Source organism: Paracoccus sp. Ld10, from assembly GCF_045064235.1.
Lineage (GTDB): Bacteria > Pseudomonadota > Alphaproteobacteria > Rhodobacterales > Rhodobacteraceae > Paracoccus.
Map to the genome: position 1 here is coordinate 217,025 of NZ_JBISHD010000006.1, position 22,782 is coordinate 239,806.

Here is a 22,782-nt window from a genome sequence, read left to right on the forward strand (position 1 = left end):
GTCCGGTGCTGATCCGGACATGGTCCGATTGCCGCCGGGGCCGCCTTTGACACGCTTCTGCCGATGGTGGTTGGGCGGGACGGAGTGCCCGCGACGGCTCTGACTGGCTTACGCGGTAAATCCTTGGCGTGCGCGACAAGCGCAGTGGCGATGGATCATGTTCAATGCCGCCATACGCTTTGCGTGGATGGCTGGCGGGGTCTGGACGCGTATTTGCCGCGTCACGCGGCAAAAACGGCCAAGGCGTTCTGCAGTTCCGCCCCAACGGCAAAGCGGTCGCCTTTGCGTCATATCGCTACCCAAGACGGTGACCACGCGACGCGGTACTGTCCTATCGGGAACAACGGCATGATCCAGAACGATGCACGGGCCATCCGTGTGCGCCTGGCACTGATCAGCCATCGGCCCGGATTGTTGCGGCTGTGCCATCAGCAAAGCGGTGTGCAAAAGGTCCGAACAAGGGCCGCGCCACGGGCCGATCTGTCCATGGACAAGATTGGTCTGCCGGACCAGCACCGTACCCGACAGGTGGCGCGCGGTTCGTACGCGATGGGCGATTCAGGTCACGAATGGCCGCGGTCGATGGACCCCGCAAAGCCCGCCACGAATTCCGCCACCTTTGTGCGGGTCTTGTCGTCCGTCAAAGTGCCGTGGTCATCGAACAGGTCGCCCGCACGCGCCACCATCAGCCGCCCGTCCCACCAGGGGCGCGTGCCCAGCATCCGCAGCACCGGCAGCCAGTGCGACTGTGCATGCGCGGTTCCGAAACCGCCCGGAGAGGCGCCGATGACTGCCACCGGCTTACCCTTGAACGCGGCCATGCCGGGTCCGCGTGACATCCAGTCGATGACGTTCTTGAACACGCCGGGCACGCCGTTGTTGTATTCCGGGCTGACCAGCAGCAACCCATCGGCGGCGGCCAGCTGTTCAGTCAGGGTCGTGACCGCGGCGGGAATGCCCGACGCGGCCTCAAGGTCGCCGTCATACAGCGGCACCTGTGCGATGTCGCCGATGGTGATCGTCACCCCATCGGGGGCGACATCCGCCGCCGCCCGAAGCAGGCCGGAATTCAGCGATGCCCGACGCAGGCTGCCGGAAAGTCCCAGAATCGTGGTCATCGCGGTTCTCCTTGTGGTCAGGTCAGCGGTTTCAGCCCTGCCTCGATCTGCTGGCGTTTGCCCTCCAGAAACGGGGGCAGGGATAATCCCTCGCCCATCGTCTCGAAGGGTTCGTCCACGTCGAAACCCGGCCCGTCGGTCGCCAGTTCGAACAGATTGCCGCCGGGTTCGCGGAAATACAACGACCGGAAATAGAACCGCTCGACCTCGCCAGAGCTGGGAACGCGGAACCGGGCGACGTGGTCGGTCCAGGCGGTCAGGGCGGCGGTGTCGGGTACGCGAAAGGCCACGTGATGTACCCCGCCCGCCCCTTGGCGCGCCTGCGGCAGGTCGGGCTGAACCGCGACATGCAGTTCGGCCGCGGCGCCACCATCGCCCATCTGGAACACATGGACCTGGCCCTGCCCATCGGGGCTGGCATAGTCGCGCACCAGGCGCATGTTCATCACCTGTGTCAGCACGGACTGGGTTGGCGCCAGTTCGGGGACCGAGATGGTGATCGGCCCCAGGCCCTGGATCTGGTGTTCGGCTGGGACGTCGCTGCGGTCCCAGGGCTGGCCTGCCGGGGTCGGGGCGGCGATCAGGCGCAGGCGCTGACCCTCGGGGTCCTCGACGTCCAGGGTCGGACGACCGTCCAGCGTCGTGATCGGGCCCGCCAGTCCGGACAGGCGGTCGGCCCAGTAATCAAGGCTGTCCGAACCCACGCGCAGCCCGGTCCGGGTGATCGCGTTCGTCCCGCGGCGTTCGGGGGCCGCGGGCCAGTCGAAAAAGGTGATGTCGGTGCCTGGGCTGCCCGCGCCGTCCGCAAAGAACAGGTGATAGGCCGATGTGTCGTCCTGGTTCACGGTCTTCTTGACCCGGCGCAGGCCCAAGGTGTCGGTATAAAATCGGTTTTTGCCCCGCGCATCAGAGGTGATGGCCGTCAGGTGATGAATTCCGGTCAACTGCATGGCAGGCTCCTGTGTTGGCTTGTCAGGAAATATGGCGCAGGCATGGCGTTCGCGGCACCCATGCGCGCGTCAACGCGGTGTTCGGTTCTTGCGAACGACTGGCGGCATGCTAGGGTGCGCCATGAGCTGGACGATCACGGATATCCGCACCTTTCTGTCGGTCCTGGATGCCGGCAGCATTTCTTGTGCTGCGGTGCGGGCGGACCTGTCCAAATCCGTCGTCAGCAAGCGGATCAGCGATTTCGAGGCCGCGTTGGGCGTCGCGCTGTTTACCCGGCACGCAGGGCGGATCACACCCACCGACAGCGCGCTGTCACTGGCAGAGCGGCTGCGTCCTGCATTGGCCGAACTGGTCGCCGCCACGGAAAGCGCCGCCGCCCCCGAGGCCACGCTGCGCGGCAGGCTGTCGATCGCCGCGCCGATGAGTTTCGGCATCCGCCATCTGGGACCGGTGATCGCGGGGTTCGCCCGCGCGCATCCGGAGTTGGAGATCGTGGTGGAGTATGACGACCGGCAAGCCGATCTGGGACGGGCGGGGTTCGACCTGGCTCTGCGCATCGGGCATCTGAAGGACAGCAGCCTGATGGCGCGCCGCCTGTGCGAGGACCCGCGTGCCCTGGTGGCCAGCCCGGATTACCTGGAACGGCACGGGGCGGTGACGGGGCCGGGCGATCTGGCGGGGCATGAGGTCATCGGGTACCTGAATGCGCGGCTGGCCGAAATATGGCCCTTTGGCGCGGATGTTCCACCGCTCCGGCAAAGCCGGGTGTCCGCCAACAACGGCGAGGCGATGCGCGATCTGGCCATCGGGGGGCTGGGGCTGGCGTTGCTGCCGCTGTTCATCGTTCATGATGCGTTGCGCGACGGGCGGCTGGTGCGGCTGTTGCCCGATCTGGCGCAGGACCCGATGCCGATCAGCGTGGTCTGGCCCCCGATCCGGCCCCTGCCGCGCAAGACACGTGCCTTTGTCGATCACATTGCGGCGGCCTTTGCCGAAAACCCGCCATGGCAGCGCGGTCTGGTGCGTCCCGCGATGGCCGGGGGGCCAGCCCCCCGGACCCCCCGCCGGCCCGAGCCCCTGGAAGGTGCGCCATGAGGCTGGTCGATCCCGACGCGCCGTTCTTTCGCCCGCTGTGGGTGCGGGTGATCTGCGTGATCGTGCCGCTGGTCTGGGCGGTGGTGGAGCTGTGGTCTGGCAGCGCGGTCTGGGCGATTCTGTCGGCTGCCGCGGGGGTCTATCTGGCGGTGGCGCTGTTCGTGTGGCGGCAGCCGGAGCCATAAGGCCCCGGCATGGCCGGTTCAGGCCGTCAGCGTCGGTGTACCGGTCAGCCAGGCGAACCCGTTCGCAGGCAGGTGCAGCACGCTCGCGTCCAGCGCGGCATGCACCGGACCGCAAAGCGCAGTGTCGCCCGCCACCTTCAGCGACAGGGGCGTGGCCGACAGGTTGAACACTGCCGTCAGCGCCTGTCCGCCATGGTCGCGGCGGAATGCCAGCACCGGTTCGGGCATGTCAAGGAACGTTGTCGTACCAAAGCGCAGCGCATCGGATGCCTTGCGGAACGCGATCGTGTCGCGATAGGCCGCCAGGACGCTGTCGTCCCGATCCTGCTGATGGGCCACGGCGCGGAGGGCCTGTTCATCCTTGACCGGTAGCCAGGGCGTCGTGGCCGAGAAGCCGGCATGCGGTTCGCCCTGATCCCAGACCATCGGCGTGCGACAGCCATCGCGGCCCCTGACCTCGGGCCAGAAGCGCAGGGCGGGGGGGTCGGTCAGTTCCGCATAGACCAACGTGGTTTCTGTCTGGCCCAACTCCTCTCCCTGATAGAGGCAGATCGTGCCGGGGAACGACAGCAGCATCGCCGCCGCCTGCCGGGCCAATGCATCGGGGGTTTCGGCGTGGTCGGACCACCGTGTCACGTGCCGGACCACGTCGTGGTTCGAGAAGGACCAGCAGGAATGGCTGTCGGGGGCATGGTCGTGCACGCCCTCGATCGTGTGCCGGAAATGGCGTGCGGTGAAATCGGGGCTGAGCATTTCAAAGCTGTAGCACATGTGGAGGCGGTCATCGCCCTTGGTGTAATCGCCCATGATGTCGATGGCGGTCTGGCCGCCGTCGCCGACCTCTCCGACCATCATGCGGGCGTCGTATTTGTCGGTCAGCGCGCGCATGCGTTCCAGAAAGGCGATGTTCTGGGGCTGGTTCTTGGAATGCACGTGGCGCTGGAAGCCATAGGTTTCAGGGCCCTTGTGGTCGGGGTTGGGCGGGTTGTCGCGCAGTTTGGCGTCGTGGAAATAGTAGTTCACCGTATCCAGCCGGAACCCGTCCACGCCCCGGTCCAGCCAGAACCGCATCGTGTCCAGAAGCGCGTCCTGAACGGCGGGGTTCCACATGTTCAGGTCGGGCTGTTCGATCAGGAAGTTGTGCAGATAGTACTGGCGGCGACGCGGCTCCCACTCCCAAGCCGGACCGCCAAAGACTGCGGGCCAGTTGGTGGGCGGCGTGCCGTCGGGCTTTGGGTCGGCCCAGACATACCAGTCGGCGCGCGCGTTGGTGCGGTCGCGGCGGCTTTCCTCGAACCAGAGGTGCTTGTCGCTGGAATGGCTGATGACCTGGTCGATGATGACCTTGAGGCCCAGATCATGCGCGCGGGCAACCATGGCGTCGAAATCGGCCATGCTGCCGAACAGCGGGTCGACGTCGGTATAGTCGGACACGTCATAGCCCATGTCCTTTTGCGGAGAGGTGAAAAAGGGCGACAGCCAGATCGCGTCCACCCCAAGCGCCGCCACATGGTCCAGCCTGCGGGTGATGCCCGGCAGGTCGCCGATGCCATCGCCGTCACTGTCCTGAAAGCTGCGGGGATAGATCTGATAGATCACCGCGTCGCGCCACCATTCCGCCATCGTCGTCACCTCGTTCAACCGCTCTGACATCCTGCATGACTATAGCGGGATCAAATAGGAGGTGTTAGCGTTAACCAGACGATTGTCCTGATCGATGATGGGGCTAAGGTGGAGAGCATGGACAAAATCAAGAATCCTCCGCATGTTAGCCCCGCAGATCAGGCCCTGCTGGCCCAAGGGCAATGTGCGCATCCGTTTTCGGTTCTGGGCCCGCGCCCCTTTGGCGACGGACAATGGCTGACCGTCTATCACCCGGATCTGGCCGCGTTGTCGGCGGTGGGGCCTGACGGGGCCGTCGATCTGCCGCGCGTGGCGGGCGACCTGTTCGCGGGGCCCATTCCGTCAGGCCCCTATCAGCTGAAGGCGCGGTCGGGGGGCGGTGTCGAATGGACGTTCGACGATCCCTATCGGTTCGCGCCGGTATTGGGAGAGATGGACCTGCACCTGCTGGCCGAAGGCACGCACAAGCGGTTGTGGCAGGTGCTGGGTGCGCATGTGACCACCCATCAGGGCGTCGCAGGGACGCAGTTCGCGGTCTGGGCGCCCAACGCGCGCCGCGTGTCGGTGGTGGGTCAGTTCAACGGATGGGACGGCAGGCGGCACCCGATGCGCCGCGTGGGCCAGGGGTTCTGGGAGATTTTCCTGCCCGATCTGGGCGAGGGCACGCTGTACAAGTACGAGATCCTGGATGCCCAGGGCGGGGTCATGCTGAAGGCCGACCCGGTGGGGTTCGGCAGCCAGCATCCGCCCGAAAAGGCCAGCGTGGTGCGCGACATCGCGGGCTATGGCTGGAAGGACGGCGACTGGATGGCAACCCGCGCCAAGGCGCAGGATCGCCGCGCCCCCATCAGCATCTATGAGGTCCATCCGGGCAGCTGGCGGCGCAAGTACGACGATGGCGGCCGTCCGCTGTCCTATCAGGAGATGGCCCGTGATCTGGTCGCCTATGCCAAGGACATGGGGTTCACCCACCTGGAGCTGATGCCGGTCAGCGAGTTTCCGTTCGACGGGTCATGGGGCTATCAGCCGGTGGGCCTCTATGCGCCGACGATCCGGTTCGGTCCGCCGCACGAGTTTCGCGATCTGGTCGATGCCGCGCACCGGGCGGGGTTGGGGGTTCTGCTGGACTGGGTGCCGGGGCATTTCCCGAGCGATGCGCATGGTCTGGCGCGGTTCGACGGGACCGACCTGTACGAACATGCCGACCCGCGCGAGGGGTTTCACCAGGACTGGAACACGCTGATCTATAATTACGGCCGGACCGAGGTGCAGAATTTCCTGACCGCGAATGCCGTCTATTGGCTGGACGAATACCATATCGACGGGCTGCGCGTGGATGCGGTGGCGTCGATGCTGTACCGCGACTATTCGCGCAAGGCAGGCGAATGGGTGCCCAACAAGGATGGCGGCCGCGAGAATTACGAGGCGATCGCGTTCCTGCAGCAGATGAACATTGAGGCTTACGGCGAACAGCCCGGCATCATGACCGTGGCCGAGGAGAGCACGTCATTTCCCAAGGTGTCGGCGCCGGTCGATGCGGGCGGCCTGGGGTTCGGGTTCAAGTGGAACATGGGGTGGATGAACGACACCCTGCGCTACATGAGCCGCGATCCGGTCCACCGCCGCTATCACCACGACCTGATGAGTTTCGGGCTGATGTACGCATTCACCGAAAACTTCATCCTGCCGATCAGCCACGATGAGGTGGTCCACGGCAAGGGCAGCCTGCTGCACAAGATGCCAGGCGACGAATGGCAGCAATTCGCGAACCTGCGCGCCTATTACGGCTTTATGTGGGGGCATCCGGGCAAAAAGCTGCTGTTCATGGGCTGCGAGTTCGCCCAGCCCGAGGAGTGGAACCACAATGGCGAACTGAACTGGCACGCGGCCAGTCAGCCGATGCATCAGGGGGTACAGGCGTTGGTGCGCGACCTGAACGTGCTGTATCGCGACACGCCCGCCCTGCATGTGGGTGATGCCGAACCCGAGGGGTTCCAGTGGGTCGCCACCGACCCTGCGCAATCGACCTATGTCTGGGTGCGGCGCGGCGATGCGGGCGATCCGCCGGTGGTGGTGGTCTGCAATTTCACGCCGGTGCCGCGTCCCGGTTTCCGCATCGGCGTGCCGCAGTCGGGCCAATGGCGCGAGGCGGTGAACACCGATGCCACCGCCTATGGCGGCAGCGGCATGGGCAATCTGGGCGGGGTCGTGGCCGACGGGGAACCGCAGGACGGTCAGCCGGCTTCGATGACTGTGACCCTGCCGCCGCTGTCCGTGGTGATCTTCGTGGCGGCAGGCTGATTTCATGAGGGAGGAGAGGACCATGGTGGAAACGCAACGGCTGACACGCCGGGCGATGGCGTTCGTGCTGGCGGGGGGCCGGGGCAGTCGTCTGATGGAGCTGACCGACCGGCGGGTAAAGCCCGCCGTCTATTTCGGGGGCAAGACCCGCATCGTGGATTTCGCCCTGTCGAATGCCATGAATTCCGGCATCCGCAAGATCGCGGTCGCCACGCAATACAAGGCGCACAGCCTGATCCGGCATTGCCAACGGGGCTGGAACTTCTTTCGGGCGGAACGCAACGAATTTCTGGACATTCTGCCCGCCAGCCAGCGCACGTCCGAGGGGCACTGGTACCGCGGCACCGCCGATGCGGTGACCCAGAACATCGATATCGTCGACGATTACGACGTCGATTACATCGTCATCCTGGCGGGCGACCACATCTACAAGATGGACTATGAGATCATGCTGCGTGAGCATGTGGCCAGCGGGGCGGACGTCACCGTGGGCTGTCTTACCGTGCCACGGATGGAGGCCGTGGCATTCGGCGTGATGGACGTGGACGCCTCCGGTCGCATCGTGTCGTTTCTGGAAAAACCCGCCGATCCGCCTGCTATGCCGGGCGAACCGGACAAGGCGCTGGCGTCTATGGGGATCTATGTCTTCAACTGGGCATTTCTGCGCGACCTGCTGTTGCGCGATGCGCAGGACCCGAATTCAAGCCACGATTTCGGCACCGATCTGATCCCCGACATCGTCAAGAACGGCAAGGCCGTCGCGCACCGGTTCGACACGTCCTGTGTCCGCGATCAGGGTGCGCCGGCCTATTGGAAGGACGTGGGCACGGTGGACGCCTTCTGGCAGGCGAACATCGCGCTGACCGATTTCACGCCCGAACTGGACCTGTGGGACACCGACTGGCCGATCTGGACCTATTCCGAGAGCACGCCGCCCGCCAAGTTCATCCATGACGAAGCCAACCGCCGGGGGGTGGCCATTTCGTCCATGGTGTCGGGGGGGTGCATCATCTCGGGGACGGAAATCCGCAATTCGCTGTTGTTCACAGAGGTGCATACCAACAGCTATGCGGTGCTGGATCACGCGGTCGTGCTGCCCTATGTGACCGTCAGCCGTCACGCCAAGCTGCGCAACGTCGTAATCGACAGTCGCGTGACCATTCCCGAAGGCCTGGTCGTGGGTGAGGACCCCGAGGACGATGCCCGCTGGTTCCGCGTCAGCGAAGGCGGCGTGACCCTGATCACCCAGGACATGCTGAACCGGCGGGCGGCATCGCTGTGATGCGGGTGTTGTCGGTCGCGTCCGAGATTGCCCCCCTGGTCAAGACCGGGGGGCTGGCCGATGTCACGGGCGCGCTGCCCGCCGCACTGGCGAAGGTGGGCGTGCACATGCGCAGCCTGGTCCCCGGCTATCCCGCCGTGATGGCCGCCCTGTCCGAACCCGAGGCCGTGCACGCGTTTGACGACCTGTTCGGGGGGGCCGCGGTCCTGCTGCAGGGGCGGGGCGCGGGGCTGGACCTGTTGGTGATCGACGCGCCGCATCTGTATGGCCGCCCGGGCACGCCCTATCTGGGCCCGGACGGTCGTGACTGGCCGGACAATCCGGAACGCTTTGCCGCGCTGGCCTGGGTCGGGGCGCATGTCGCGGCCCATGGCGCGGGCGGCTGGCGTCCGCAGGTGCTGCACGGGCATGACTGGCAGGCGGGGTTCATGACGGAATACCTGCCGCGCATGGGCGGGGCCGACGTTCGGACGGTGCTGACCATCCACAACATCGCCTTTACCGGGGCGACCGATCCGGGGCGGATGCATTCCCTGCGGCTGGACCCATGGCGTTTCCACACCGAGGCGTACGAATTCTGGGGCGGCATTTCGGCGCTGAAGGCCGGGCTGATGGGCGCGGATGCCCTGACGACGGTGTCCCCCAGCTATGCCGCCGAACTGATGACCCCGGAATTCGGCATGGGCATGGACGGCGTCATGCGTCACCGTCAGGCGGACCTGACCGGCATCCTGAACGGCATTGATGAACAGGCTTGGGACCCCGCCACGGACCCTGCCATCGTCGCGTTCACCGACCCGGCGGGCAAGGCCGCTGCCAAGGCTGCCCTGCAGGCCGAATTGTGCCTGCCGCAGGCGGACGGGCCGCTGTGCGTGATCGTGTCGCGGATGTCCCACCAGAAGGGGCTGGACCTTGTGCTGGGAACGCTGCCCGCGCTGCTGGACGCGGGTGGTCAGCTGGCGGTTCTGGGGTCGGGTGATCCGGAGTTGGAACAGGCGTTCCGGCAGGCGGCTGTGGACCCCAACGTGGCCGTGCGCATCGGCTATGACGAGGCGTTCTCTCATCGGATGATCGCGGGGGGCGATGTGATTTTGGTGCCGTCGCGGTTCGAACCCTGCGGGCTGACGCAGATGTACGGCCTGCGCTATGGCACGATCCCGGTCGTGGCGCTGACTGGGGGGCTGGCAGACACGGTCATCAACGCATCCCCCGCGGGGCTGGCGCGCGGCGTGGCCACGGGCATCCAGTTCGCGCCCGTCACCGCCGTGGCGCTGCGCGGCGCGCTGATGCGGATGGCGACCCTTTACGCGGACCGGGACACCTGGTCCCAAATGCAGGTCAACGCCATGGCCCATCCTGTCGGGTGGGGGCAATCGGCCTGCGCCTATGCCGATCTCTATGCAAGGCTGACCGACCCCTCATGACCCAGACCATCGCGATGACCGCTGGGCACCCCACGCCCCTGGGTGCGACCTTTGATGGCGCGGGGGTGAATTTCGCGGTGTTTTCCCAGCATGCCGAACGCGCCGTGCTGTGCCTGTTCGACGAACGCAACCGCGAGACGCGGATCGATCTGCCCGAACGCGACGGGCATGTGTGGCACGGTCATGTCGATGGGCTGCGTCCGGGCCAGAAATACGGCTTTCGAATGCACGGCCCCTATCGTCCGCACGAAGGGCACCGTTTCAATGCGCGCAAGCTGCTGATCGACCCCTATGCGAAACGCCTGACGGGGCGGCCCGCGGCGCATGATGCGCTGATGGGATACCGGGTGGGGCATCACGATGCCGACCTGTCGTTCGATCGCCGCGACAGTGCGCAGCACATGCCGAAATCGGTGGTCGTGGACCCCAGTTTCGCATGGGGCGACGACCGCGCACTGTACCGGCCCCTGTCCGAGAGCGTGATCTATGAGGCGCATGTCAAGGGACTGACCGCGGGCCGCACCGACATCGCGCATCGCGGCAGCTATCTGGCGATGGCGTCCGAACCGGTGCTGGACCACCTGACGCGGCTGGGCGTCACGGCGGTCGAATTGCTGCCCGTCCACGCCTTTACCGACGACCGTTTCCTGACCGACAAGGGGCTGACGAATTTCTGGGGCTACATGTCCTATGGGTTCTTTGCCCCGGAACCACGGTACATGCAGACCGGTGACATCGCCGAGTTTCAGCAGATGGTCGCCCGGTTCCACAAGGCCGGGATCGAGGTGATCCTGGACGTCGTCTACAACCATACCGCCGAGGGCAACGAACTGGGCCCGACCCTGTCGTTCCGCGGTCTGGACAACGCGTCCTATTATCGTCTGGCCGAGGATCGGCGGTATTACGTGAATGATGCGGGCACCGGCAACGTGCTGAACCTGGACAGTCCGTTCACGCTGCGGCTGGTCATGGATTCGCTGCGCTATTGGGTGCAGGTGATGCATGTGGACGGGTTCCGGTTCGATCTGGCATCGGTTCTGGGACGCACGCGGGGGGTATTCGACCGCGACGCGCCGCTGTTCCGCGCGATCCGTCAGGACCCGGTCCTGAACCGGGTCAAGCTGATCGCCGAACCCTGGGACATCGGGCCGGGGGGGTATCAGCTGGGCGCGTATCCGGCACCCTTTGCCGAATGGAACGACCGCTATCGCGATCAGATCCGCGGGTTCTGGCGGGGCGATCCGGGGCTGATCGGCAAGCTGGCCAAGCGGGTCGCGGGATCGGCCGCGCGGTTCGACCATGATGGGCGCCCCGCGACCAGTTCGGTGAACTTTGTCGCGGCCCATGACGGGTTCACGCTGATGGACACGGTCAGTTTCAACGACAAGCACAACGATGCCAACGGCGAGGACAACCGCGACGGCCACAACCACAACCTGTCCGACAACATGGGCGTCGAGGGCCCGACCGACGACCCCGCGATCCGCGCCGCCCGTGACCGACGCCGCCGCAACCTGATCGCCACGCTGATGCTGTCGCAAGGCACGCCGATGCTGTTGGCCGGCGACGAACTGGGCAACAGCCAGGGCGGCAACAACAACGCCTATGCCCAGGACAGCCCGATCGGCTGGGTCGATTGGGATGGCGCGGACCCGGCATTCCTGGGCTTTGTGCGCCGCGTCATCGCATTTCGGCGCGCGCATCCGATCCTGCGACAGAAACGGTTTCTGCACAGCCAGCCGCGCGAACAGGACGGGCTGCCCGATCTGTTCTGGCGTCGTGCCGACGGTGCGGCGATGTCGCCCGACGACTGGAACGACCCCGACCACCGCCTGCTGGCGGCAGAGATGCGCATGGCATCGGGCACCCCCGTCTATGCCGCGCTGCCGGGGGCGGTGTTTCTGGTGTTCAACAAGGGCCCTGATGCGCAGGTCCGCCTTCCCGACGCCCCCGACGGACAGTGGCGTCGCCAACTGGACAGCGCGCGCGATGACGACACGGACCTGCCTGCCTGCGACCACGAAGCCATCGCCGCGGATAGTGTTGCGGCCTTTGTCCTGACCACCGATGGCGTGTCCTGATCGGGGTGCCGCCGACCTTTGACATGCGCCGGACCTGTGGCCGATGCGGGAACGCCTGTATGACGACCGGACCCATTTCGACCGATTGCGCACCGAACGGAAAACCGGGCAGTGCGACGGCAGCGCCGCGTGTTCCATATCGACAGGCTCGCCGGGATATAGTCCGGGATGCGTGACCGTCTGGACGACCTGCGCGATCAGCCTTGTCCGGCCGGTGTTCGACGGTGCCACGCTGCCCCGCGCGCTTGAACAGCCGCCGATGGAAACCTTTCAGAAACGGCGCCCGACAGGTTCACCCACCGTGCCGAATTCGGCGAATGGGATCGAACGACGCCAAATGGCGATCAGTTGGAGCAGAATTTGACCAATCCGCGCGTCTTTCCGGACAGTGAGCCGATCATGCTGCGGCGTCACTGTCCTGTTCCCGATGCGGTGGCCCTTATCAGCATGACCAGTCAAAGCCTGACGGATAGACCCGATCCCGGGTGCGTTGCGTACCTGCACCCCGATCGCCACCAGCGCAGTCATCCACCCGGAGGAGGCCAGCGTCGGCGCGGCCAATGGACGGACCCACATCGGGGGCGGCGATCCTGCGACCGCCTGCATGGCGGGCATCCGACCCAAATTCTGGACTGTGGCAACCCCGCACGGCTGGCATTCGCCCCCCATGCGCCACGGGGATGCGTTCTGTGCCTTTTCAACTTCGCGGAAAGCTGGCAACAGATCGGTGGCGACTGGTTGCGTTCTCAGGGAGTGGCGGACATGCGCGATGTCCTGTCGGACGCGACGGTGACGCTGCATGACGACATGCAGGCCCTGCCGCCCTATGGCCGTGTCTGGTTGCCCTGATTATTCCAAGACCATGAGGCCGCATTTGACCCATTCCCTTTCGGCGACGGATCTGCGCGATCAGATCCTGCACCACCTGACCCACACCCAGGGCCGCGGCCCGGAATTCGCGACCGTTTTCGACTGGCGTCTGGCAGTCAGCTATACGGTGCGCGACCTGATGGTCGGCCCGTGGGTCGGCGCCATCCGCGCCGCCCGTGATCAGGGCGCCAAGCGGGTCTATTATCTGTCGATGGAGTTCCTGATCGGCCGCATCCTGGGCGATGCGATCATCAACCTGAATCTGGAACCTGTCATGGGCCAGGCATTGACCATGCTGGGGCTGGACGAACAGGTGATCCTGGACGACGAGCCGGACGCGGCGCTTGGCAATGGCGGCCTGGGGCGGCTGGCGGCCTGTTTCATGGAATCGCTGTCATCGCTGAACTGCCCGGCCTTCGGCTATGGCATCCGATATGAGCACGGGCTGTTCCGGCAGCGGTTCGAGGGGGGCCAGCAGGTCGAGACCCCCGAGGACTGGTTGAACCAGCCGCATCCGTGGGAATTCGTGCGCATCAACTATAGCTATGAGATCGGCTTCAAGGGTCATGTCCAGACGGTCGATGGCCAGGCCACATGGCATCCGGGTGAAAGCGTGATCGCGCGCGCCTATGACACGCCGGTCATCGGGTGGGGCGGCGATTGGGCCAACACGTTGCGCCTGTGGGGCGCGTTGCCCACGACGCTGCTGGATCTGGGCCGCTTCAACGCAGGCGACCATACCGCCGCCGCCGAACCCGAGGCGCTGGCCCGGACCCTGTCGCGCGTCCTGTATCCCGATGACACCACGGAATCGGGCAAGGAGCTGCGTCTGAAGCAGGAATATTTCCTGACCTCGGCGGCGCTTCAGGACATTCTGGCGCGGTTTCTGGCGGAACATGGCGATCTGGATATCCTGCCCGACAAGGTCGCGATCCAGCTGAACGACACGCACCCTGCCATCGCGGGGCCAGAACTGATCCGCCTGCTGATGGATGTGCACGGCCTGACCTTTGACCGCGCGCAGGATCTGGCGCGGCGGACGCTGAACTATACCAACCACACCCTGCTGCCCGAGGCACTGGAGCGGTGGTCGACATGGCTGATGGGCCGCGTTCTGCCGCGCCACATGCAGATCATCCAGATGATCGACGAGGATCACCGCAAGACCACGAACCGCCCCGCCCATATCGGTATCGTGCATGGCGACCAGGTCCATATGGGCGAACTGGCCTTTATCATGGCGGGCCGCGTGAATGGCGTGTCCGCGCTGCACACCGAACTGGTCAAGGACACGGTCTTTGCCGATCTGCACAAGCTGCATCCCGACCGGATCGTGAACCAGACGAACGGGGTCACCCCGCGCCGCTGGCTGCGCATGGCGAACCCGGGCCTGACGCGGCTGTTGGACGACACTATCGGCACCGGCTGGACCAAGGACCTGGACCAGCTGACGGGCCTTGAGGCGCATGCCGGCGACGCCGCGTTTCTGGAACATCTGCATGCCGCCAAGCGCGCCAACAAGGTCGCGTTGTCCAATGGGCTGCTGGCGGGGCTGGGGGTCAAGGCCGACCCGGACGCGATCTTTGACGTCCAGATCAAGCGCATCCATGAATACAAGCGCCAGCTGCTGAACGTGCTGGAGGCGATCGCCATGTGGAAGCGCATCCATGACAGCCCGAACGGCGACTGGACGCCCCGCGTCAAGATATTCGGTGGCAAGGCGGCACCGGGATACTGGCTGGCGAAATCGGTCATCCACCTGATCAACGACGTGGCCGCCAAGATCAACAGCGACCCGGTCACGTCGAAATACCTGCAGATCGCCTATCCGCCGAACTACAACGTGTCGATGGCCGAGGATCTGATCCCCGCCGCCGATCTGTCCGAACAGATCAGCACCGCGGGCAAGGAGGCGTCGGGCACCGGCAACATGAAGTTCACGATGAACGGCGCGTTGACCATCGGCACGCTGGATGGTGCGAATGTCGAGATCCGCGAGCATGTGGGGGCCGAGAACTTCTTTTTGTTCGGTCTGACCGCCGAGGAGGCCGCCGTCGAGAAAGCCCGCCCCGGCCATGCCCGCGCCGCCATCGAGGCGTCCGAGGACATGATGATCGCCCTGCAACTGATCGCCGAGGGGCGGTTCGGGCGTGCCGACAGCTATTACACGCTGCTGGACCGGACATGGAATGATGACCCGTTCCTGGTCGCGTCCGATTTCGACGCCTATTTCTCGGCGCAGCGCGCAGTTGACCGGGCCTATGCCGACCAGGCCGGATGGGACCGGATGGCGGCGCTGAACATCGCGCGGTCAGGGTTCTTTTCCTCGGACCGGACGATCCGGGGGTATATGCGCGACATCTGGCACGCCGTGCCGGTGGTGCCCGCGTAATGCAAAGGGCCCCCGACATCGGGGGCCTTTCCAGCGTCGGAGGCAAAGCCCGACGACCCCGCATGTCGCCCAAAGGCTCCGTCGCGCCGGTCGTCCCCAACGGACCGTGCCGGGCGCAGCGTTGAATGAGCATGGTTCACGGCATACGCCATGCAATGATGCAGTTCGCGCGAACTCGTTGATCCGCTCGGTCGCGTGGCCTATCGACCGGGCATTGTTCCGATGCCCTGGGCAGGGTTCATGACCATTGGGTAACGACTGCTGCTGCGGTCGCGTCTGCGCGCGACGGAACGAACGGTCGCTTTGTGGCCGAAATCTGGCTTGATCGCGTGGCATTTGCGACGTGGATCCGTGGCGTATGGGGCCTGCGCCGTGCGGCCCTTATACGCCTTCATGCACCGCAGGCCGTCGACGGGTGCCTATGCAATCGCTGCTCCAGCGCCGTTGCTCAACCCACCCAGACAGGCAAAAACCCATACCCCAAGTCTTCCTGATGCTGGATAAAATTCAGGGGAAACGTCACATCATATAAGCGAGAATCCGGCCTGATATCGCCGGGCGGGTTCAGGGGGCCTCTACACGGACCCAGCGTCCAGCGCCGTGCCGACGCGGTTTCCGGGTCGGTGCAGCCCCGCGTTGGCAAGGCCAAAGAGCAACCGTTGCTATCCCATCAACGGGTCCGCCGCAGACGTCCTCCACGACGGCCCGGATCACGTGTGAATGTGCCGATGCCGATGCATCCGCCAGCCACATAAATGGCGAAGACCAAAAGCCGATGATGGTGGCCTGCGGGACAGAACCGGCAATCATCCGGAGTGGCTCACTGACTCAGACGCTTTACGACGGCGCCGGGTTTCCGTTCTCTGCATGGGGTTCGCAGATGCCTCTGTCCAGCTGAGACAGCGGCCCGGCGACCTTGGCCGCCGCTGGCGACTGGAGGCACCGTCACCCTTATCGCCGCGCGGAAACACGGGGCTGGTCCTGTGGCTGCTGGACAAGCCTTTGCGCGGTATCGCGACCGGGCTTCGACTCGGCAACACGTCGCCGGTGACCAGACGCTAGCGGTCCAGACCGGTGCGGCGGGCGGCCATCCGTTCCAGCGCCTGAAACCCCTCGTGGATCAGCACGGCGATGATGCCGACAACCAGCCCGCCCTGCAGCACAAAGGCCGTGTTCGACGACAAAAGGCCGGCGATGATCACCTCTCCCAACGTGCGGGCCGCGACGGTGGACCCGATCGTGGCCGTACCCAAGGAAATCACCGCCGTCAGCCGCATCCCCCCCAAGATTACCGGCAACGCCAGGGGCAGGTCCACCTGCCACAGCCGCTGGCGATGGGTCAGGCCCATGCCACGTGCGGCCTCGGCCACGTTGGCGGGCTGGGTGGTCAGCCCGGCCAGGGTATTTTCGAACACTGGCAGCAGGCCATAGAGGAACAGCGCGACCAGCGTCGGCCCCGCGCCGAACCCCATGATCGGCACGGCCAACGCCAGCACGGCGACGGGCGGAAAGGTCTGGCCGACGCTGGTGATGGTGCGGGCCAGCGGCAGGAACTCGCGCCCCGCGGGCCGCGTCACCAGAACCGCCAGCACCAGCGCCACCACGGTCGATGCGACCACGGCCAGCGCCACCAGTCCCAGATGCGACAGCGTCAGCGACCAGAGCGGGGTTTGGGTATAGATGGCGGGCGCATTGTTGCGGGTGAATGGCTGGAACGCGAATGCAAAGCTGTCCGGGCTGGCCAGAAACGCGACCAGCACCGTTGCGGCCAGGGCCAGCAGGACGCGTCCGATCATTCCGCCGCCCGGGCCTGGGGCGCGGCCTGCGCGCGCAGCGCGGCCAGGGTGATGACGCCACCACCCTCGACCGGCAAGGCATCGCGGCCGCTCCACAGGCATTCCGCCAGCGCGTCGCGCAGGGTCGCGTCGCGGGGCAGGGCGGGTCCATTCGCGTCGCCGTCTGCTGCCAGCGCATGGGCCGGGGTCAGCGACAGCAGGTGAAAGGGCCGCTGGTCCAGCCCGATCAGGTCGCGCACAAAGGGCGTGGCGGGGGCGGTCAGGATTTCGGACGGCGGCGCGTATTGGACCAGACGGCCCTTGTCCATGACGGCAATGCGGTCGCCCAGGGTCACGGCCTCTTCCATGTCGTGGGTGACCAGGATCAGCGTCGTGCCAAGGCGGCGCTGGATGTCGCGCAGGTCGGCCTGCGCCTTGGCGCGGATCACCGGGTCCAGTGCGCCAAAGGGTTCGTCCATCAGCAACAGGTCCGGTTTCGCCGCCAGTGCGCGCGCCACGCCGACACGCTGTTGCTGGCCGCCGGACAGTTCATGGGGCATGCGGTCGCGGAATTCCTGCGGCTCCATCTGGAACAGGGTCAACAGTTCGTCCACGCGGTCGCGGATCGCCGTCTGGTCCCAGCCCAGCAGGCGGGGAACGGTGCCGATGTTCTGGCCGACGGTCCGGTGAGGAAACAGCCCGTGGCCTTGGATGGCATAGCCGATGCGGCGGCGCAGCAGGTGGGGCGCGACCTGGCGGGTGTCCTGTCCGTCGATCAGCACGCGCCCGCTGCTGGGTTCGACCAGTCTGTTGATCATGCGCAGCAGGGTCGTCTTGCCCGACCCGGACGTGCCGACCAATGCGGCAATCTGGCCCGGTTCGACGGTCAGGCTGACATCGTCGACGGCGGCGCGGCCGTCATAGATGCGGGTCAGGTTCTGGATGTCGATCATGCGGACCTCCGGCTGGAACGGACCAGCAGATCAAGGGCGATGCCAGCGGTCAACGCCAGCGCGATGGTGGGCAGGGTGCCCAGCAGGACCAGATCCATTGCCGTCTGGTTCAGACCCTGAAAGACGAAAGTCCCGAAACCGCCGCCGCCGATCAGCCCGGCGATGACCGCCAGTCCGATGTTCTGGACCAGCACGATCCGCACCGCCGCCAGCAGCACGGGCAGCGCCAGCGGGATCAGAACCTGCACCAGCAGTTGCGCCCGTGTCAGGCCCAGTCCGATCGCAGCCTCGCGCGTGGCGGGGTTCACGCCGGTCAGGCCCGTCAGGGTGTTCGACACCACGGGCAGCAGCGAATACAGAAACAGCGCAACCAATGCCGGAAACAGGCCGATGCCCGCCACCCCGGCCTGCGCCGCGCCGGGCACGTTGGCCGCGATCCAGCCAAAGACGGGGATCATTACCCCGAACAGCGCCAGCGACGGGATTGTCTGCAGGATGTTGAGTACCGACAGGACCGGCCCGCGCAGCGATCGCGCCTGATAGAGCGCCACCCCAAGCGGCAACCCGATCAGCAATGCCAGCGTCAGCGACCCAAAGGCCAATGTCAGATGCGCGCGGGCCTCGCGCAGGAAAATGTCCTGCCGGGCAGCGTATTCGCGCATGACGGAAACGCCGTCCAATGCGCCGGACGCCAACAGACCGCCGACAGCCGCCACCGTCCCCGCGAGGATCAACCAGCGCACCCACAGCGCCGGGTTCATGCGCGCCAGCGCATCGGCCAGCATCAACGCGAATGCCAGCGCCGTCAGCCAGAACCCGACCGCTGGCGCGACACGCGCCAGCGTGTTGTCGGGCGGGGTCAGATGTCCCGCCGCCGCGCCCAACGCCAGCAGAATTGCCAGCAGGGACACCGCTGCCACGCCAAGGCGAAGAGAGGACGTCCAGCGCAGGCAACCGACAATCAGCACGACCGCCGCCACAACGGTCAGCATGAGTCCCTGTGGCAGGGCAGCGGTCAGGGACAGACCCTCTCCCAGAACGATGCGGTTCGGTTTGAACTGCACCAGCGGCAAGGCCAGCCCGGCCAGACCGATCACCGCGAACAGCAGGCCGGGCCGGTCCAGCCGCGCGCGCATCAGTCGAGGAAGCCGGCTTGGGTCAGGTGGTCGCGTGCAACGGTTTCGGCAGGTTCGCCGCCGATCTGGATGCGACCGTTCAGTTCCTGCAGGGTCTCAAGGTCCAGCGAAGCGAAGATTGGTTCCAGGATGTCCGGAATGGTCGGATGCGCCTTAAGGATTTCGGCACGGATGATCGGGGCGGGCTGATATACGGGCTGCACGCCTTGGTCATCCTCCATCACCACCAGACCTGCGGGGGCGATGCCGCCATCGGTGCCATAGACCATCGCCGCGTTCACGCCAGATGTCTGTTGTGCCGCCGCCGCGATGGTCGCCGCCGTATCGCCGCCTGACAGCTGCACCAGCTGGTCGGGGTTCATCGTGAAACCATAGGTGTCCTGAAACGCCGGCAAGGCCGCAGCCGAGGTCACGAATTCGGTCGAGGCCGCCAGTTTGATGTCGCCGCCGCCCGTGATCCATTCGCCCATCTGGGTCATGGTCTGCAGGTTGTTCTCCTCGGCCACGTCCTGGCGCAGCGCGATTGCCCAAGTGTTGTTCGCGGGCGATGGTTGCAGCCAGACAATGTCGTTCTGTTCCAGATCCAGCTCGGCCACGCGGTCATAACCGGCCTGGGCATCCTTCCAGACCTCGTTTTCGGCATCGTTGAAGAAGAACGCGCCATTCGCGGTGTATTCCGGATAGATGTCGATCTGCCCCGAGGTGATCGCGTCGCGCATGATTGGCGTGCCGCCCAGTTGCAGGCGATCCTGCACCGGCAGGTCCGCCGCCTCCAGCGCCATCAGGATCATGTTGCCCAACAGACCGCCCTCGGTGTCGATCTTGGACGACACGGTGATGTCCTGTGCGCCGGCGGCGCCGCTGATGCCGATCATCAGTGCGGCGATGAGGGTAAGGGCTTTCATGCGGATCTCCTGTCGCGCGGACGGCGTTGCTGGGCTCGACAATGCAAATGCCCGCGCGGCGATTTGGTTCCGGCGGGGCGGGACGACCGTTGAACGATCAACCCTGCTATGATGATGCCGATACTGCCGCGACACCGCAATCGACGATCTGGTCGATTGTCTGGGCAACGTCGATCCAGACGGCACCCTCGGCCACCGGATCGGGCGGTTGCAGCGCGGCCAGCTGGCTGTCGATCAGGCTGACGGGCATGAAGTGATCCCGGCGTGCGGCCATGCGGTCGGCAATCAGGGCGCGGTCGCCGTGCAGGAACACGATGTCCAGCGGTCCCGTGCCCGCGCGCAACCGGTCGCGATGTGCCCGCCCAAGGGCCGAACAGGCGATCACGGCGCGCTGCGGCGCCTGTACCGCCGCCGCGGCGACCCGGTCCAGCCAGCCCCACCGCATTTCGTCGGTCAGGGGCATGCCCGCAGCCATCCGCGCCACGCAGTCCTGATCGTGATGATCGTCGGCCTCGACAAGGCTGCCGCCAAGACGTTCGGCAATGCGTTGCGCAACGGTCGATTTGCCGGTGCCGCTGATGCCCATGACCAGAATCGGTTTCATGGCCCCCTCAGCCACCAAAGCTGCGCGTCGCGCTGGACCCGCCAAAGCCGCCGCGCGATGCGGCCGTTGCCCGCGTCATGGGTGCCTGGCCCGCCGTCGCTGCGGGCCGGGTAAAGTTCTGAGACGACATCGCGGCACGCCCGGCATTGCTGCCGAAGTTCGTGGTACCGGATGCGTTGGTGAACCCGCCCTGGGCATTGCGGTACATCGGCTGTGATGCCGCCATCCCGCCACCCGCGCGGCCTAGCATGCTGCCGATCAGATAGCCCGCCAGCAGTGGCATGAAGATGCTGCCAGACCCGCCCTGGGCAACCTGCTGATCCTCGGACCCGCAATTGCCTGCGCCGTGCTGTTCCTCGCAGACGGCCAGACTGTCGTAACGGGGTGCGGCCTCGACATGCAGGGCCTCGGCCTCGGTGAATGCCTGGTTGCATTGATCGGCGGTGACAAGCCCACCATTGGTTGCCGCCGCCTGGCAGCTGGCCAGATCGGGAAAGGCCTGCGCCTCGACCTGTTCATCGCGACATCCTGCGACGGTAAAGGCGGCAGCGCCCAGAATGGTCAGGGCGACGGTCCGTGAACGTGTCCTCATGGAAATCCTCCTTGGCGGGTCAGCCCGCGATGAAATGCGGCTTGAAGCGCGACAGGTCCTGGGTGATGCGGGCGCGATCCTCGCGGATGCCGATGCCGGCGCAGGTGTCGCCCACGATCCAGGCACCGATCACCGGGCGAAACCCCTCGAATTCGGGCAACGGGTGATAGGCCTGCACGATCCGCGCATGGTCGTCGTAATCGTGGTTCTCGGACGCGTCGGTGACCGCGCCGTTCTCGACGATCACCACGCCCGCGCCTTCGCGCGAGAAGATCGGCTTGACCACATGGGCGGCGCGGAACTGGTCCGCCACGCGGCCGAATGCCTCGGCCACGGACGGGTCGGGCTGACCGCCCTCGACCAGGGCGGGGGCCACGTCGTCGGCAAAGAACGCGGGCAGCAGGTTCGGGTGACCCTCGAACATCTCCCACAGGACGGGCAGCAGGCCCTTGTTCGACACGACGGCCTTCCACGCTGGTTCCAGGAACATGCAGCCCGACCCCGCGATGTGGCGGGCATAGTCGTCAGCCAGCAGATCCTCCCACGGATACAGCTTGAACAGCGTGCCGATCACGCGGTCCTCGGCATCCAGGAACTGGCCCTTCTTACTGACGGCCAGCTTGTCCAGGTCCATGTAATGCGCACCCATCCCGGCCTCGCGCGCGGCCCATGCCATCGATTCGACGGTGGCATAGTCCTCGGCGTTGTTCGCGACGGCGGTAAAATGGATATCGGTGTCCGGCGCGAACAAGTCGCGGAACCGTTCGACCAGCGCCTCGTGGATGCCGTTGAACTGGTCAGCACCCTGCGGCAAATGGCCCGCCGCCAACTGATCCTCCAGCCACTGCCACTGAAAGGCCGCCGACTCGTACAGCGACGTCGGCGTGTCGGCGTTGTATTCCAACAGTTTGGCGGGACCCGTTCCGTCATAGACCAGGTCCATGCGGCCATAGATCTCGGGCTCGGCACGCGCCCAGCTGTCGGCGATCAGCGCGTGATGCACCTGCGGAATGCCAAGGCGCGCCATCAGCGCGGGGTCGCCCACGATGCGGTCGACCGCCTGACGCACCATCGCGTGCAGTTCGGTCGCGGGACCCTCCAGATCGTCCTCGATCTGGGCCAGCGTGAACTGATAGGCGGTGGTTTCGTCCCAATAGGGCTCGCCATGCATGTGGGCAAAGGTAAAGCCGACATCGGCTGCCTTGGCGGCCAGGTCGGAGCGTTCAGGAAGGGTGATCTTGCGCATGCCCAAGATGTAGTCGCTGCGCGGCCCAAGGACCAGAGCCCCGGTTGTCGCGCGTGTGGGAATTCCGCGGCATCGTTCATGTCAATTGCTGCGGGCGACCGATTGTCTGCAGATTGAACCGACGTTGTTACAGGATTCACGTTTCGAGGTGAGCTCCCCTTACCCCGCTGATCTCATGCCACGCGCCTGATCTCGGCGGTGCCGAGTGCGTTGAAGCGGTTCATGAGTGCGACGCGGATGTGGACCTCG

The 22,782-nt window shown here is 65.7% G+C and carries 20 protein-coding genes; 9 read left to right on the forward strand and 11 right to left on the reverse strand.

The features are described 5' to 3' along the window. Positions 1-563 precede the first annotated feature (563 nt). Together ACJJVR_RS04190 and ACJJVR_RS04195 are read right to left on the reverse strand one after the other, a co-directional pair. The gene (locus ACJJVR_RS04190) at positions 564-1,118 is read right to left on the reverse strand and encodes an NADPH-dependent FMN reductase (RefSeq protein ID WP_405402489.1); all 555 of its coding nucleotides are present in this window, start codon (positions 1,116-1,118) and stop codon (positions 564-566) included. A 17-nt stretch (positions 1,119-1,135) separates the two neighbouring features. Then, positions 1,136-2,068: a ring-cleaving dioxygenase gene (locus tag ACJJVR_RS04195; protein ID WP_405402491.1), complete on the reverse strand. Its 933-nt coding sequence runs from the start codon at positions 2,066-2,068 to the stop codon at positions 1,136-1,138. A gap of 121 nt (positions 2,069-2,189) precedes the next feature. Between ACJJVR_RS04195 and ACJJVR_RS04200 the strand changes: the two genes are divergently transcribed. Together ACJJVR_RS04200 and ACJJVR_RS04205 are read left to right on the forward strand one after the other, a co-directional pair. After that, entirely contained in the window at positions 2,190-3,164 is a 975-nt protein-coding gene (locus ACJJVR_RS04200) for a LysR family transcriptional regulator (RefSeq protein ID WP_405402493.1), read from the forward strand. Further along, a complete protein-coding gene (locus ACJJVR_RS04205; RefSeq protein ID WP_405402494.1) occupies positions 3,161-3,349 on the forward strand; it encodes a hypothetical protein in 189 nt (62 codons plus the stop codon). The genes ACJJVR_RS04200 and ACJJVR_RS04205 overlap by 4 nt, the downstream gene beginning before the upstream one ends. Before the next feature lie 18 nt (positions 3,350-3,367). On the opposite strand, the gene ACJJVR_RS04210 is transcribed toward ACJJVR_RS04205, so the two are convergent. Continuing rightward, positions 3,368-4,972, reverse strand: coding sequence for an alpha-glucosidase (locus ACJJVR_RS04210; protein ID WP_405402538.1), 1,605 nt, complete (start codon positions 4,970-4,972; stop codon positions 3,368-3,370). A gap of 117 nt (positions 4,973-5,089) precedes the next feature. Between ACJJVR_RS04210 and glgB the strand changes: the two genes are divergently transcribed. From glgB to ACJJVR_RS04235, 5 genes are all read left to right on the forward strand, one after another. Continuing rightward, positions 5,090-7,273: a 1,4-alpha-glucan branching protein GlgB gene (gene glgB / locus ACJJVR_RS04215; RefSeq protein WP_405402497.1), complete on the forward strand. Its 2,184-nt coding sequence runs from the start codon at positions 5,090-5,092 to the stop codon at positions 7,271-7,273. A 22-nt stretch (positions 7,274-7,295) separates the two neighbouring features. Continuing rightward, on the forward strand, positions 7,296-8,555 hold the full coding sequence (gene glgC, locus ACJJVR_RS04220; protein WP_405402499.1) for a glucose-1-phosphate adenylyltransferase: 1,260 nt from the start codon (positions 7,296-7,298) through the stop codon (positions 8,553-8,555). After that, positions 8,555-9,979, forward strand: coding sequence for a glycogen synthase GlgA (gene glgA, locus ACJJVR_RS04225; RefSeq protein ID WP_405402500.1), 1,425 nt, complete (start codon positions 8,555-8,557; stop codon positions 9,977-9,979). Before glgC ends, glgA begins: the two co-directional genes overlap by 1 nt. Beyond that, positions 9,976-12,060, forward strand: a complete 2,085-nt coding sequence (glgX, locus tag ACJJVR_RS04230) for a glycogen debranching protein GlgX (protein ID WP_405402503.1) — start codon at positions 9,976-9,978, stop codon at positions 12,058-12,060. Before glgA ends, glgX begins: the two co-directional genes overlap by 4 nt. Before the next feature lie 172 nt (positions 12,061-12,232). Continuing rightward, complete coding sequence (locus tag ACJJVR_RS04235; RefSeq protein ID WP_405402505.1) at positions 12,233-12,424, forward strand: hypothetical protein; 192 nt, start codon at positions 12,233-12,235, stop codon at positions 12,422-12,424. Here the strand turns inward: ACJJVR_RS04235 and ACJJVR_RS04240 are convergent. After that, positions 12,331-12,588: a hypothetical protein gene (locus tag ACJJVR_RS04240; protein ID WP_405402542.1), complete on the reverse strand. Its 258-nt coding sequence runs from the start codon at positions 12,586-12,588 to the stop codon at positions 12,331-12,333. The two genes, ACJJVR_RS04235 and ACJJVR_RS04240, sit on opposite strands and share 94 nt — an antisense overlap. Here ACJJVR_RS04240 and ACJJVR_RS04245 point away from each other — a divergent pair. Together ACJJVR_RS04245 and ACJJVR_RS04250 are read left to right on the forward strand one after the other, a co-directional pair. Continuing rightward, positions 12,508-12,909 (forward strand): hypothetical protein, encoded by a 402-nt coding sequence (locus ACJJVR_RS04245; RefSeq protein WP_405402540.1) that lies wholly within the window; start codon positions 12,508-12,510, stop codon positions 12,907-12,909. The genes ACJJVR_RS04240 and ACJJVR_RS04245 overlap by 81 nt on opposite strands. A 25-nt stretch (positions 12,910-12,934) precedes the next feature. Continuing rightward, the gene (locus ACJJVR_RS04250; protein WP_405402507.1) at positions 12,935-15,322 is read left to right on the forward strand and encodes a glycogen/starch/alpha-glucan phosphorylase; all 2,388 of its coding nucleotides are present in this window, start codon (positions 12,935-12,937) and stop codon (positions 15,320-15,322) included. 1,058 nt (positions 15,323-16,380) lie between these two features. Here ACJJVR_RS04250 and ACJJVR_RS04255 read toward each other — a convergent pair. From ACJJVR_RS04255 to ACJJVR_RS04285, 7 genes are all read right to left on the reverse strand, one after another. Then, positions 16,381-17,118: an ABC transporter permease gene (locus ACJJVR_RS04255; RefSeq protein WP_405402509.1), complete on the reverse strand. Its 738-nt coding sequence runs from the start codon at positions 17,116-17,118 to the stop codon at positions 16,381-16,383. Next, positions 17,115-18,050 (reverse strand): ABC transporter ATP-binding protein, encoded by a 936-nt coding sequence (locus tag ACJJVR_RS04260; protein ID WP_405402510.1) that lies wholly within the window; start codon positions 18,048-18,050, stop codon positions 17,115-17,117. Before ACJJVR_RS04260 ends, ACJJVR_RS04255 begins: the two co-directional genes overlap by 4 nt. After that, on the reverse strand, positions 18,047-19,186 hold the full coding sequence (locus ACJJVR_RS04265; protein ID WP_405402512.1) for an ABC transporter permease: 1,140 nt from the start codon (positions 19,184-19,186) through the stop codon (positions 18,047-18,049). Before ACJJVR_RS04265 ends, ACJJVR_RS04260 begins: the two co-directional genes overlap by 4 nt. Continuing rightward, positions 19,186-20,091 (reverse strand): ABC transporter substrate-binding protein, encoded by a 906-nt coding sequence (locus ACJJVR_RS04270; protein WP_405402513.1) that lies wholly within the window; start codon positions 20,089-20,091, stop codon positions 19,186-19,188. The genes ACJJVR_RS04265 and ACJJVR_RS04270 overlap by 1 nt, the downstream gene beginning before the upstream one ends. Positions 20,092-20,197: 106 nt before the next feature. Then, a complete protein-coding gene (locus tag ACJJVR_RS04275) occupies positions 20,198-20,695 on the reverse strand; it encodes a gluconokinase (protein ID WP_405402514.1) in 498 nt (165 codons plus the stop codon). Positions 20,696-20,702: 7 nt separating this feature from the next. Then, positions 20,703-21,287: a DUF1190 domain-containing protein gene (locus ACJJVR_RS04280; protein WP_405402515.1), complete on the reverse strand. Its 585-nt coding sequence runs from the start codon at positions 21,285-21,287 to the stop codon at positions 20,703-20,705. Between the two features lie 19 nt (positions 21,288-21,306). Further along, a complete protein-coding gene (locus ACJJVR_RS04285) occupies positions 21,307-22,533 on the reverse strand; it encodes a glutathionylspermidine synthase family protein (RefSeq protein ID WP_405402517.1) in 1,227 nt (408 codons plus the stop codon). Positions 22,534-22,782: the final 249 nt, after the last annotated feature.